At 73.3% G+C, this 13,183-nt stretch carries 13 protein-coding genes; 10 read left to right on the top strand and 3 right to left on the bottom strand.

What is annotated here, in order from left to right; genetic code table 11:
• The first annotated feature begins 62 nt into the window (after positions 1–62).
• A complete protein-coding gene (locus tag GCG21_RS06875; protein WP_152818539.1) occupies positions 63–1,298 on the top strand; it encodes an NAD(P)/FAD-dependent oxidoreductase in 1,236 nt (411 codons plus the stop codon).
• Positions 1,299–1,391: 93 nt separating this feature from the next.
• On the opposite strand, the gene GCG21_RS06880 is transcribed toward GCG21_RS06875, so the two are convergent.
• Positions 1,392–1,982 carry a DUF2249 domain-containing protein gene (locus GCG21_RS06880; protein ID WP_152818541.1) on the bottom strand — a complete coding sequence of 197 codons (591 nt, stop codon included), beginning with the start codon at positions 1,980–1,982 and terminating at the stop codon, positions 1,392–1,394.
• A 108-nt stretch (positions 1,983–2,090) separates the two neighbouring features.
• Between GCG21_RS06880 and GCG21_RS06885 the strand changes: the two genes are divergently transcribed.
• The 6 genes from GCG21_RS06885 to GCG21_RS06910 all read left to right on the top strand — a co-directional run bounded on the left by GCG21_RS06885 (position 2,091) and on the right by GCG21_RS06910 (position 8,189).
• Entirely contained in the window at positions 2,091–2,498 is a 408-nt protein-coding gene (locus tag GCG21_RS06885) for a Rieske (2Fe-2S) protein (protein ID WP_152818543.1), read from the top strand.
• Between the two features lie 73 nt (positions 2,499–2,571).
• The gene (locus GCG21_RS06890; RefSeq protein WP_152818544.1) at positions 2,572–3,162 is read left to right on the top strand and encodes a hypothetical protein; all 591 of its coding nucleotides are present in this window, start codon (positions 2,572–2,574) and stop codon (positions 3,160–3,162) included.
• Positions 3,163–3,224: 62 nt separating this feature from the next.
• Entirely contained in the window at positions 3,225–3,752 is a 528-nt protein-coding gene (locus tag GCG21_RS06895) for a hypothetical protein (RefSeq protein ID WP_152818546.1), read from the top strand.
• A gap of 44 nt (positions 3,753–3,796) precedes the next feature.
• A complete protein-coding gene (locus GCG21_RS06900) occupies positions 3,797–5,542 on the top strand; it encodes a cell wall-binding repeat-containing protein (protein WP_152818548.1) in 1,746 nt (581 codons plus the stop codon).
• Complete coding sequence (locus GCG21_RS06905) at positions 5,539–7,473, top strand: metallophosphoesterase (protein WP_152818550.1); 1,935 nt, start codon at positions 5,539–5,541, stop codon at positions 7,471–7,473. The genes GCG21_RS06900 and GCG21_RS06905 overlap by 4 nt, the downstream gene beginning before the upstream one ends.
• Before the next feature lie 62 nt (positions 7,474–7,535).
• Entirely contained in the window at positions 7,536–8,189 is a 654-nt protein-coding gene (locus tag GCG21_RS06910; RefSeq protein ID WP_152818552.1) for a vitamin K epoxide reductase family protein, read from the top strand.
• Here GCG21_RS06910 and GCG21_RS06915 read toward each other — a convergent pair.
• Positions 8,182–9,132 carry an acyltransferase domain-containing protein gene (locus tag GCG21_RS06915; RefSeq protein ID WP_152818554.1) on the bottom strand — a complete coding sequence of 317 codons (951 nt, stop codon included), beginning with the start codon at positions 9,130–9,132 and terminating at the stop codon, positions 8,182–8,184. The two genes, GCG21_RS06910 and GCG21_RS06915, sit on opposite strands and share 8 nt — an antisense overlap.
• 10 nt (positions 9,133–9,142) lie before the next feature.
• Positions 9,143–10,576, bottom strand: coding sequence for an NADP-dependent phosphogluconate dehydrogenase (gene gndA / locus GCG21_RS06920; protein WP_152818556.1), 1,434 nt, complete (start codon positions 10,574–10,576; stop codon positions 9,143–9,145).
• A 377-nt stretch (positions 10,577–10,953) separates the two neighbouring features.
• Here gndA and GCG21_RS06925 point away from each other — a divergent pair, with 377 nt between their 5' ends.
• From GCG21_RS06925 to GCG21_RS06935, 3 genes are read left to right on the top strand one after another with little or no spacing between them, the layout of a single operon-like run.
• Positions 10,954–12,117, top strand: a complete 1,164-nt coding sequence (locus GCG21_RS06925) for an LLM class flavin-dependent oxidoreductase (RefSeq protein ID WP_152818558.1) — start codon at positions 10,954–10,956, stop codon at positions 12,115–12,117.
• Complete coding sequence (locus tag GCG21_RS06930; RefSeq protein WP_370517362.1) at positions 12,114–12,626, top strand: MarR family winged helix-turn-helix transcriptional regulator; 513 nt, start codon at positions 12,114–12,116, stop codon at positions 12,624–12,626. The genes GCG21_RS06925 and GCG21_RS06930 overlap by 4 nt, the downstream gene beginning before the upstream one ends.
• Positions 12,623–13,168, top strand: a complete 546-nt coding sequence (locus GCG21_RS06935; protein ID WP_194164977.1) for a CE1759 family FMN reductase — start codon at positions 12,623–12,625, stop codon at positions 13,166–13,168. The genes GCG21_RS06930 and GCG21_RS06935 overlap by 4 nt, the downstream gene beginning before the upstream one ends.
• Positions 13,169–13,183 lie beyond the last annotated feature (15 nt).

Below are 13,183 nucleotides of genomic sequence, written 5' to 3' on the forward strand. Positions count from 1 at the left end.
GTACGATGACAATCGTGCGGGGCGGCCACCGGGGCCGGGCCGCACGGGCGAAGGAGGCCACGATGTCCGAGGAGTCCGGCAGCGGAACAGTGATCGTCGGAGCGGGGCTGGCGGCCGCGCACGTCGCATCGACCCTCACCGGCGGCGGCTACACCGGGCCGATCACGCTCATCGGCGACGAGGGGGAGCGGCCCTACGAGCGCCCGCCGCTGTCGAAGGAGGCGCTCCAGGGCACCGCCGACTATGCCGACGCCTACGTCCACGACGAGGCCTGGTACCGGGAGGCCGGGATCGCGCTGCACCTGGACGACGCCGCGGTCGCGATCGATCGCGCCGCCCGCACCGTCCGGCTGACCTCGGGTGCCACCGTGGGTTACGGACGGCTCGTGCTCGCCACGGGGGCCCACGCCCGCGCGCTGCCCGTCCCCGGCGCCGACGCCGACGGCGTGTTCATGTTGCGGCGGATGGCCGACTCGAAGCGCCTGCGGGACGTGCTGACGACGGGTGCCCGGGTCGTCATCGTCGGCGGCGGCTGGATCGGGCTCGAGGTCGCGGCCGCGGCGGTGCTCGCCGGCGCGTCCGTCACCGTGCTCGAGGCCGGCGAGGCTCCGCTCGGCCGGATCCTCGGGTCCGTGCTCGGCGATCACTTCGCCGGCCTGCACCGCGCCCACGGCGTGGACCTGCGCACCCGGGCGAGCGTCGTGGAGATCGTCACCACCGAGGGCCGGGCCACGGGCGTGCGCCTCGACTCGGGTGAGGAACTGCCCGCGGACGTCGTGCTCGTGGGAATCGGCGCCGTGCCGAACACGGAGCTCGCCTCCGCCGCCGGTCTCGACGTCGACGGCGGCGTGCTGACCGACGAGCACCTGGTCACGAGCGATCCGGCCGTGCTCGCGATCGGCGACGTGGCCAACGCCCACAACAGCCTGCGCGGGGAGCGCCTGCGCGTCGAGCACTGGGACAACGCGATCCGGCACGGCACCCTCGCCGGCAGGGTCATCCTCGGCGAGAACGCGGCCTACGACTGGCAGCCGTATTTCTTCACCGACCAGTACAACCTCGGCATGGAGTACGTGGGCCTGGGGAGCGGCAGCGACGTCCTCGTGGTCCGCGGGGACCTCACCGCGGCCGAGGCGGCGGGGGAGTTCATCGCGTTCTGGCTGCGAGAGGGCGTCGTCACCGCGGCGATGAACGTGAACATCTGGGACGTGAACGACGACCTGCGGGCGCTCATCGGGCGACGGATCGAGCCCGGCCGGCTCGCCGACGACGGCATCGGCCTCGCCGACCTGGCCTGACCCGCCTGGCCCGACCGGGCCCGGCCCACCGGGGCCGGCCCACCTGGCCGGAGCCGGCGCCTGAGCGGACGGCGGCGGGCGGACGGCGGCCGGTCAGCGCGTGGATCGGATGCTCAGGCCGGGCTTGCGCCGATGCACCGAGAGGTAGCGCAATCCGTCCGGGCCGGCCTCGATGGAACGCTGCGAGCGGCGGGGAAGCCACACGAGGCCGCCCGGGCCGAGGGGCACCACGTCGCGCTCGGTGACGATCCTGCCCGAACCGGCGATCACGTGCAGGAGCACGTCGAGGTCGGGGCCGGCGTGGGTGGCGATCCTGCCCTCCGGCGCGATCGCGATGACGTTGGCGTCCAGGTCGCGTTCGGCCACGTCGAGCCGCCAGACCGCCCCGAACAGGTCCGCCTCCGCCGTGGGCCCGGCCAGGTCGGCGGTATCGGCCAGCAGCCGCGGCAGCGGCGTGGCCGCGAGCCTCGTGATCCGGATCCGCCATTCGGGGGCCTCGTCCAGATACTCCCAGTCGTAGCCGCGCGGATACTCGCGTTCGAACAGTCCGCGCAGCGGAACGGGATCGTGATCGTTGACGAGGACGAACGACTCCTGCACCGCGAGCGCATCGAACGTGGCGAGGATGGTCGAGTGCCGCTCGGCGTGGGGGATCACGCGGGCGTCGAGCTCGTAGGAGGTCATTCGTGCTCCGATTCTGCGGTGGCCGGCGGGTGGCTCCATCATGCCCGTCCGCGACGGGGCGCGGGCCGGACGGCGCGCGGGCCGGCGAGGCTCGCCTACGATGGGGGCATGTCTTCGCAGGTGTGCAGGCGTCAGGTTCTCGCGGGTGCCGGAGTGATCGCGGGCGTGACCCTGCTCGGGGCGTGCAGCGGCGAATCGACGGCGCTCGAGCCGGGGATCGTGCTCACGCCCCTGGCGGACGTGCCCGTCGGGGGATCCGTCACGGTGACGCCCGAAGGGGGCTCGCCGATCGTCGTGGGCCGTCCGTCCGAGGGCACCGTCGTGGCCGTGAGTGCGATCTGCACCCACCAGGGCTGCGAGGTGGCCCCGATCGACGGGGAACCGCAGGTCCTCATGTGCCCGTGCCACCATTCGGAGTTCGAGACCTTCACCGGCGACGTCCTCGAGGGGCCAGCGGTCGACCCGCTGCCGGAGATCACGGTCGCCGTCACCGGCGGGAACGTCGTGACCGCCTGAGCGGCGCGGGTCGTACAGTGAACCCGGGGCGGCACGGCTGTGCCGGCCCGAGTAGAATGACGAAGGAGCGCACATGAGCCAGTTTCAGCCACCCGCGGGCCCGCAGGGGGAACCGCCGTTCGGGTCGGCCGGTGGGTTCGGGGAGTCCGCGCCCGCGCCCGGCGGCTACACCGGACAGGTTCCGCCGAGCGTGCCGAGCGCCGCGGCGCCCGGGCACTATCAGCAGGCAGACCACTACCAGCAGTACCCCCAGCAGCAGTACCAGCAGCCCGAGCAATACCAGCAGGGCCAGCAATACCAGCAGGGCCAGCAGTATCAGCAGAGTCAGCAGTATCAGCAGGGCGCCGGATATCCCGCGTATCAGCCGGCGGCCCCGAGCGGCCCGTCGCTGTTCGAGGACCCGGTGCGACTCGGCAAGGCCGCCTGGCTCGCCGTCGCCGTGTTCTCGGGCCTCGTCGCGCTGGCCGCGGTGCTCAGCGCGATCGCGAACTTCTCGCTCGGCGGCCTCTACGGGGGCGCGAGCAACGTGCTCAGTGGGATCGCGGTGCTCCTCAAGGGTGTGTCCCTGGCGGCGGTGGTCGCCACGGTGGGCAGGCTCGCGATCGACTTCTTCGTGGGCGCGGCCCTCGACCGGGCCGACCGGGCCGCCGACCGGACCGACTGAGGCCGGGCCCGGCCGGGCGGGGAGGCTGGCCCGCCGGGGCTCGCGTGCGGCACGATAGCGGCATGGAACCAGTAGCCGAGCCCGACCGCAGCGTCACGGCGACGGACCCTCGGCCGCCGCGCTGGATGCGCCGCAGCACCCTGCTCCTGCTCATCGTGCTCGCGATCCTCGCGCTCGGGCTCGTGCTCTACTTCCTGCTCCCGGCCGGATGGGCCCGCGTCGTCGGTTCGATGACCCACGGCACGGCGGCCTCGTGGCACGGGGTCGGATTCGGGATCGTGTTCACCCTGGCCGCCGTGGCCACGGCGGCGCTCGCCCTGCGCAGCCGGCACCGCCCGGAACGGCGCGGCCTCGTGATCGGGCTCGTGGTCGCGACCGCCGTGCTCGCGGCACCCAACCTGCTCACCCTGCTGATCGCGACCGGGCTCACCGCGCCGCTCGCCCGGGCCGACGTCGTGCTGCGCATCACCGCGCCCGGCTTCACCGTCGGCACCCTCGTGGGCGTCGTCGTCGCGGCCCTCCTCGCCGCGGGCGGCCGCTACCTGTGGGTGAATCGCGGCCGGTCCGAGGCGAGCACGGACGGCGCGTGAGCGCCGGGTCCCGGCCCGGATCGCGAGCCGGTTACCCTGGGGTCATGGCAAGCCCCGCGACCGACCGACGGCACCTGCCACGGCGCCGCCGGTCGCGCGCCCGGCCGGCGAGGCGGCGCCCGGGCGCGACCCTCGCCCTGCTCACCGGCATGGCCCTCCTCGTGGCGGGCTGTTCGGGCGGGGTCACGCTCGACCCCGAACCGGGGGTGAGCCACGCGGTCCGCAGCATCTCGGTCACCCACGAACCAGAGTCCGAACGGATCTCGGGCAGCGATCCGGCCGAGCTCGCCCTCGCCGCGTCCCAGTCCTACTTCGAGGCCGCGCAGGTCGTGGTGCTCGCCCCGGTCGACGAGCCCGGGGCCATCCTGCGTGCCGCCTCGATCGGAGCGGTCGCCGGAGTGCCGGTGCTGCTCACCCCGCCGCCGGGTGAATCCACGACGCCGTCCGACACCGCCACCCCGGGGGAACTCAACACCGAACTCGTGCGGCTGGGCACCCGGGCGGTGCTGACCGTCGGGGCCGTGAGCCTCGCGGACGTGGACACGACCGCGCTCATCGTCGCGCCCGACCCCGGCGACGACGAGGCCCTCGGCGCCCTTCTCGGACGCGAGGTGACCTCCGTGGCGCCACCCGAGCCCGAGGACGCCGTCCAGGCGCTCGCGCGTCTCGGCGAGGACGAGGTGTTCGCCGCCCCGGAGGCCGGCGCCGGCCCGGACGCCTACGGGTCGATGCCCGAGACACTCGCCGCCGAGCCGCTCGCGGGGGCCGTCGTCATCACCCGGGACGAGCCGGTCCTCGTGGCGGCCGCGGGCACGGCGGCCGGGGCCGGCGCCCGGCTGCTCGTGGGCAGCGAACCACTGCGCGGCGACGCCGACCTCATCGGCGCGCTGGGCGAATCGGCGGTCACGAGCCTCGTCGCCCTGGGGACGTGGTCGATGCCGCGCGCGGAGCTCGACGTGGTGCTGGACGCCGTCCGCACGGGCGTGCAACTCCCCGGCGGCGGACAGCTGATCTTCGGATCCGGGGACTCGTCGATCCGCTACGTGAGCCTCTACGGCAGCATCCAGACCGACAAGCTCGGCACCCTCGGCGCGCAGGACGCCGCGGCCACGATGACCCGGGTCATCGGCGACGCGGCGGCCTACACCGCCGCCTGGGACGACCAGGTCGTGCCGGCCGTGGAGATCCTCGTGACCGTGGCGAGCGAGGAGCCCGGGACCCACGGAAAGTACAGCCATATGTGGCCCGCCGCCGACATCGAGCCGTGGATCGAGCGGGCCGAGCAGGCCGGAGTGCTCGTGCTGCTCGCATTCCAGCCGGGACGATACTCGTTCCTGGACCAGGTCCGCGAATACGAGACCCTGCTCGCCCACCCGAACGTGGGCGTGCGGCTCGAGCCGGGCTGGCGGTACGAGACCGACGCGCGGGCCCGCGACCGGGAGGGGTCGGTCGACGCCGGCGAGGTGAACGACCTCATCTCCTACCTGAGCGCCTTCGTGGCCGCCCACGACCTGCCCCAGAAGCTCGTGAGCGTGAGCGAGTCCACCGCCGGGCAGGTGCGCCACCGGGGGATCCTCATCACCGACGACCCGCGGATCCCCGTCCTCATCAACGTCGACGTCGGCGGCGACGCCGAGGCGCGCGGCAAGGGCTGGCGGTCCGTCCGCGCGGATGCCCCCGCCGGCCTGGCCTGGGGGGTCACGATCCCCGCGAAGTCCGACCCCCCGGTCGGTCCGGCCGAGGTCGCCGACCTGCTCTCGCCCGTGCCCGACTGGGTGAGCCGGCGATGACCGCGCCATCCGCCCCCGAGGGGAAGGCCGGCAAGAACGGCACCGACGGCAAGAACGGCAAGAACGGCACCGACGTCCCCGCGGAGGCCGAGCAGCACAGCTGGTGGGTGCGGCTGCACCCGTGGGCCCGGCGCTCGATCCGGGCGAGCATCGCCTTCGTCGTCACGGGCCTCGTGGCGGTCGTGGGCGGGGTGCTCACGGCCGACCACGAGGGCTCGCTCGGGCCCCACATCGCCGAGTACTCGATGACGCTCAACCACGAGATCACAGTGAACATGGGCCCGCTCGGATCGCTCATCCTCGACTCCCCGCTCCCGCTCGGCCTCGGTGTCGACGTGCTCGTCGAGCGGATCCCCGACGAGCTCTCGATCGGCGGGGAGGAGGTGCCCGCCGGCCCGGGGGACGCGATCGCGGGGCTCACCGAGGACCTGAACAGCTACGTGCAGTTCTTCACCGACCCGGCCACGACGATCCGCACCGCCGCGTTCGGGCTCGCCTCGAACGCGGTGCTGCGCACGTTCCTCTACTGGTCGATCCTGCTCACGGTCATCATGCTCAGCCGACTGACGGCGCACGGCCTGTTCCGCAACGCCGTCGCCTCGGCCTGGCGTCGCCCCGACATCCGGGCCGTGACCATCGGCCTCGTCCTCGCCCTGGCCGTCGCGCCGGCGGTCTCGGTGACGAAGGGTTCCGCCGGCGTGGGGCACACGTCCTCGGTCCTCGCGAACACGCCGCTGGCCGACGCCCGGATCACCGGCCGGCTCGGCGAGCTGATCGACCACTACGGGCAGGTCGTCATCGACGCGATCAACAAGAATTCGGAGTTCTACGACGTGGTCGAGGCGAACCTGCGCGACGCCTACGCCGCCGATTCCGCCCCGCACGCCCCGCGGACCCCGCCGCTGCCGGCTCCGACGATGAGCCCGGACGCGAGCCCGGCACCCGGAGACGGAGCCTCCGAGGCCACCTCGAGGGCGGCGGCGTCGCCCACCGCCACGCCGGAGCCCACGGGCGACGACCTCGGCGGTCCCACGGGCGCCGCCGACGGCAGCGGGGACGGCGACCGGACCGGTGACGAGGAGACGCCGCCGGGCACGGCCGGGCCGGACGGGAACCGCGCCGTGGACGAGGAGGACGTCGCCACGATCGTCATCGTCTCCGACCTGCACTGCAACGTGGGGATGGGCAAGGTCATCGGAGCCGCCGCCCAGGAGGCGGAGGCCGACCTCATCGTCAACCTCGGGGACACGGTCATGGGCGGCACCGCCGTCGAGGCGATCTGTGTCAACGCCTTCGCCGACGGCTTCGGGGACCTGCCGGTGGTCGTGGCCGACGGCAACCACGACTCGGACGTGACGGCCGACCAGGAACGCGGCCACGGATGGACCGTGCTCGACGGCAAGCCGGTCGTGATCGAGGGGATCCGCTTCCTCGGCGACACGGACCCCACCCTCACCTCCCTCGGCGCGCCGACCCGCCAGGTGGGGCCGGAGACGATCCCGGAGATCGGCGACCGGCTCCGCGACGAGGCGTGCGAGCTGGCGGCGGGCGGCGACCCGGTCGACATGCTCCTCATGCACAACCCCCGGGGCACGGAGGCCGCGCTCAAGAGCGGCTGCGTGCCGCTGGCCCTCGCGGGCCACTACCACCGCCGGATCGGACCGTGGCAGCGGGGGCTCGGCGTGCAGTACGTCAGCTCGTCCTCGGGCGGGGCCACGTACAAGGTGCCCACGATCGGACCCCTGAACGCGCCCGCGACGATCACGGTGATGCGCTGGGACCGTGCCACCCACACGCCCCTGAGCTTCCGCACGATCATCGCCGACCCGGATCAGAGCGTCGACCTGTCCCCGTGGTTCGCCTTCCCCGCCCGGCCCGACCACGAGGTCGAACTCGAGTGGCCGGCCCCCGGGCAGGGTCCGTGGAGCTGAGCGGGGCGGACTAGGCTGACCGGACAGGGCCCGCCCCGGGGCCGACAGGAGAGGAACCGCGAGTGAGCGACACACACCCGAGCCCCGCGACGGCCGGCCCGCTGGACCCGATCGACGACCAGGTCCCCACCCGGGCGCCGGGCGGCCGGGAGTTCGGCTGGGTTGCCCTCATCACCGGGCTCCTGGGCCTGTGGGCCTCGGCCTCGCTGGCGATCGACTACATCAACCGGCTCGTGTTCGGCCAGGACTACGTCGCCGCCTGCGACATCAACCCGATGATCGGCTGCGGCCTGTTCCTCGACAGCGACGCGGCCTCGGCCTTCGCGATCCCCAACGTCGTCGTCGGGGTGGCCGCCTTCCCGGTGGTGATCACGCTCGCGATGCTGCTGCTCAGCCGGGTCGAACTGCCCCGGTGGATCTGGCGTGGCGCCGTGGTCGGCGGACTCTTCGGGATCGGGTTCGTGACCTGGCTGCAGTATCAGGCGCTGTTCGTGCTGTCGGGCCTGTGCCCCTACTGCCTCGTCATCTGGGCGGTGATGATCCCGCTGTTCGTGCACATCGTCGCCCGCGCCGGCGAGGCGGGGGCGCTCGGCTTCTCCGCCGGGGTGGCCCGTCAGCTCGTGCGCAACCGCTGGATCATCGTCGTGCTGTGGTACCTCGTGGTCGCGGCCGCGATCCTGCTCGTGCTCGGTGAGGCGCTCCTCGCGGTCATGTGACCGGCGGCGTCTCCCGTCGGAGCGGGCGGATGACCCCGACGCGGGAGGACCAGTGCCGGCCCGCCCGGAGCCGCCCGACCACGGCCCGCTCGAGGGAGGTGCGCTGCGGCAGGCGGGCCAGCTGCTCCGGGCCCACCTGCTCGCGGGTGCGGAACGTGAAGAAGATCGCGTCGCCGTCCGCCGGCCGGGACTCCTCCCGCAGCTGCCACAGGCGCTGGAACGCGGCGATGTTCCCCCGGCCTTCGAGCGCCTCGGACAGGTTCGGGTCGAGCAGCCAGGAATCGCAGTGGAATCCGGCCAGGTCGAGCCCTGCGAGCGGTCCGGCGGCCAGCTCGCGCGCCTGGTCGAACGACTCCTGCACCCCGGTGAGCGGGCCCGTCTGGGGGATGTGCGCCGAGAGGTGGAGGCGGCCGTCGTAGCGGACGACGTTGAACTGCAGCCGGCCGAGCCACCACAGGGTGCCCGACCAGGCGACCGTGAGCCACCATTGGGTGTGCAGGCCGAAGGAGCCCGTGACGAGGCGGTGCACGTGCACCTGCTGGCCCAGGTCGCGCAGGCCGCTCGCCGCGACCTCCGCGGAGAGGCCGAGCCGGCGGCCGTAGGCGCGCACCTCCGGCGACGTGACGGCGAGGGCCAGCAGCGGCAGGAGTCCGCGGGGTTGGCCGGGCTCGTCGGGCAGGACGTCGAAGAAGTCCTTGGCCTGTGGGCCGAGCCGGTCGCCGATGAGCCCGAGGACCGGGCCGGTCGCGGCGGCGACCCGGTCGAGGTCGGCCGGCCCGATCGCCTCGAGCAGGCGGTCCAGCTCGGCGCGGTCCTCGGGATAGAAGCCGAGCCGATCCCACAGGGCCGGATCGGCCAGGCGGGAGCGCACCCGCTCCGGCGTCAGCGCGCGGGGCGCGGACGCCGGAGCGGGTGGGAACACCTCGATCGGTCGCTCGGTCATCGGTTGCGGGTCAGGAGATGCGGCTCTCGCTGCGGTCGGCGGTCCACTCGATGTGGAAGGACCCCTCGTCGTCCACCCGCCGATACGTGTGGGCGCCGAAGAAGTCCCGCAGGCCCTGGATGAGCGAGGCGGGCAGGCGCTCGGCGCGCACCGAGTCGTAATAGGACAGGGCCGCACCGAAGCCCGGGGCGGGCACGCCCGCGGTGGCCGCGGTGGCGACGACCCGGCGCCAGCCGTCCTGCGCGGCCGTGAGGCCGGTGACGATGCTCGGCGCGGCGAGCAGGGTCGGCAGGTTCCCGCCGGCGTACTCGGACCGGATGCGCTCGAGCAGGCGCGCCCGGATGATGCAGCCGGCCCGCCAGATCTTGGCCACCTCGGCCACGTCGATGTCCCAGCCGTACTCGAGGGAGGCGGTGCGGATCTGGTCGAGCCCCTGGGCGTAGGCGACGACCTTGGAGGCCCACAGCGCCTGGCGCACGTCCTCGACGAGGGAGTCGGTGCGCTCGACCCGGCGGTCGGGCCCGCTCAGGTGCTCCCGGCCGGCGGCCCGCAGGTCGGGGTGGCTGGAGACCGCGCGGGCGAAGACCGATTCGCCGATCGTGTTGACCGGCACGCCGAGACCGAGGGCGCTCTGCACGGTCCACGTGCCGGTGCCCTTCTGGCCGGCCGCGTCCACGACCACGTCGACGAGCGGGGCGCCCGTGCGCGGGTCGAGCTGGTCGAGCACGGTCGAGGTGATCTCGATGAGGAAGGAGTCGAGGTCGCCGGTGTTCCACTCGCGGAACGCCTCCGAGATCTCGGCGACGCTCAGGCCCGCGGCCCGCAGCAGGTCGTAGGCCTCGGCGATGAACTGCATGTCGGCGTACTCGATGCCGTTGTGCACCATCTTGACGAAGTGGCCGGCGCCGTCGGGGCCCATGTGGGCGCAGCACGGCTCACCGTCGTAGCGGGCGGCGATGTCCTCGAGGATGGGGCCGAGCGCCGCATACGACTCGAGCGATCCGCCGGGCATGATCGAGGGCCCGTTGAGCGCGCCCTCCTCGCCGCCGGAGATGCCGGCGCCCACGAAGTGCAGGCCGTGCGTGCGCAGCGCCTGCTCCCGGCGACGGGTGTCCTCGTAGTGGGCGTTCCCGCCGTCGACGACGATGTCGCCCTCCTCGAGCAGCGGGATGAGGGAGTCGATCGTTGCGTCGGTGGCCGGACCGGCCTGGACCATGATGATGATCCGGCGCGGGCGCTCGAGGCTCGCCACGAACTCGGCCAGTTCGGCGGCCGGCACGAAGGATCCCTCGTCCCCGTGGGAGGCCATGAGGTCGTCCGTGCGGGCCTGGGTGCGGTTGTACAGCGCGACCGTGTGGCCGTGGCTCGCGATGTTCCGGGCGAGGTTGCGCCCCATGACCGCGAGGCCGATCACCCCGACGTGGGCGGTTCCGACAGTGCTCATTCTTCTCTGGGTCCCTTCGATGCGGCAGTTCCTCGACCGAACCTACCGGTCCGCGCCATGCCGCGGCGAGGCGGACCACCGTCCGGGACCGCCGCACGGGCCGGCGCGGCGGCCGCAGGAGGCCCGTCGAGGCCCGTGCAGGCCCGTGCAGGCCCGTGCAGGCCCCGGCGGGCGCCGCGTGGGAGTCGCGAGCGGGCACCGGCCGGCCGTGGTCGGCAACAGCCGACACCGGCTGACAACAGCTGGCAACAGCCGGTGACTCGGGTGCCGGCCCGCCTGGTCGCGGGCGTGGCCGTGACGCCGGTCACAGCGGGAATGAATCTTCAACTACCTTGTTGTGATGTATGCACACGCATAGAACTTGGGAGTCGGTAGAGATGCAGTTCGGAATCTTCACGGTCGGGGACGTCACCACGGACCCGACGACCGGTCGCACGCCGACCGAGCGCGAGCGGATCAAGGCGATGGTCGCGATCGCGAGACATGCCGAGGACGTGGGCCTCGACGTGTTCGCTACGGGCGAACATCACAATCCACCCTTCGTGCCGAGCTCGCCCACGACGATGCTCGGCTACATCGCGGCGCAGACCTCGAGGCTGCTGCTCACCACCTCGACCACGCTCATCACCACGAACGACCCGGTGAAGATCGCCGAGGACTACGCGATGCTCCAGCACCTGGCCGACGGCCGCGTCGACCTCATGATGGGCCGGGGCAACACCGCGCCCGTCTACCCGTGGTTCGGCAAGGACATCCGGCAGGGCATCCCGCTCGCGATCGAGAACTACGCGCTGCTGCGCCGCCTCTGGGAGGAGGACGTGGTCACGTGGGAGGGGCGCTTCCGCACCCCGCTCCAGCAGTTCACCTCGACGCCACGGCCTTTGGACGGCGTCGCCCCCTTCGTGTGGCACGGCTCCATCCGCAGCCCGCAGATCGCCGAGTTGGCCGCCTACTACGGCGACGGCTTCTTCGCGAACCACATCTTCTGGCCCACCGAGCACTTCCAGTCGCTCATCCGGCTCTACCGCGAGCGCTACGAACACTACGGTCACGGCAGCGCCGACCAGGCGATCGTCGGCCTCGGCGGGCAGATCTTCATCCGCAAGAACTCCCAGGACGCCGTGAACGAGTTCCGTCCCTACTTCGACAACGCGCCCGTCTACGGCGGCGGCCCCTCGCTCGAGGAGTTCACCGAGGCCACCCCGCTCACGGTCGGGTCCCCGCAGGAGGTCGTCGACCGCACGCTGACGTTCCGCGACCACTTCGGGGACTACCAGCGACAGCTCTTCCTCATCGATCATGCGGGCCTGCCGCTGCGGGTCGTGCTCGAGCAGCTGGACGAGCTGGGCGAGATCCTGCCGACCCTGCGCGCCGAGTTCGCGAAGGACCGGCCCGCCCACGTCCCGGACGCGCCGACGCACGCCTCCCTCGTCGAGGCCCGCCGGGCCGCGCCGGGCACCGCCGCCGCGATCGGGGAGCCGCGGCAGCCGGTCCGGGACACCGTGACCGGCCGCGCATTCGACCCCGCGGCGTCGTCGTGAGCGTGGCCACCGGCCTCGACCGGCCGCCGACGCCCCGCGCCGCGAGCGCGGCCTGGGAGGCGCTGCTGCGCGCCCAGGCCTCCCTCATGGCCGGCTTCGAGGCCGGGGGAGACTTCGACCCGCTCTCCGCCCGCGAGTACGACGTGCTCTTCCGCCTCGCCGGCGCGCCCGGCGGCCGGCTGGCGATGCGCGAGCTCGTCACCGGCGCCCTCGTCTCCCAGCCGGGCATCTCGCGCCTGGTCGACCGGCTCACCGCCGCCGGCCTGACCCGGCGCGAACCCGACGCCCGGGACGGACGGGCGATCGTCGTCGTCCTCACGCCGCGCGGCCGCGCGCTCCAACGCGAGCTGGGACGCCGGCACGTCCGCTCGATCACGGCCCGGCTGGCCCCGCTGAGCGAGCGCGAGGCGCGGCTGCTGCAGGCGCTGTGCACGCGACTGACCGACGCCCTCGCCGTCCCCGACCACGCCGACCGCCCCGATCGCACCGCATGGGAGGATGCCTCATGACTTCCGTCGTCTCACTCTCCGGAGGGTTCGGATACCCCTCCACCACGACCGCCCTGACCGACCTGCTCGCGCGCGCGGCCGAGGAGCTGGACGGCGCGGACCTCACCCGGCTCGAACTGCGAGACCTCGCGGGCGACCTCCCCGACGCGACCCTCCTCGGGCTGCCGAGCGAACGGCTCGACCGGGCGCTGCGGGCCGTCGAACAGGCCGACCTGATCATCACCGCCTCGCCGGTGTTCCGCGGGTCCTACGCCGGACTGTTCAAGGCGTTCTGGGACCTCGTGGACCCGGTCGCGATGAAGGGCAAGCCCGTGATCCTCGGCGCGACCGGCGGATCGGCGCGCCACCAGCTCGTGATCGACCAGGCCATGCGGCCGCTGTTCTCCTACTTCGGAGCGCTCGTCGTGCCCACCGCGATCTATGCCGCGGAGGAGGACTGGGCGGCCGCCGGCCTGCCCACCCCCGAACTCGCCGATCGTGCCCGCCGCGCCGTGGCCCAGGCCGCCGACCTCCTGCCCGCCCGGGCGACCCTGCGGGGCTGAACCGGGCCCCCGCGG

This window comes from Pseudactinotalea sp. HY160, from assembly GCF_009372055.1.
In the GTDB taxonomy this organism is placed as follows: Bacteria; Actinomycetota; Actinomycetes; order Actinomycetales; family Beutenbergiaceae; genus HY158.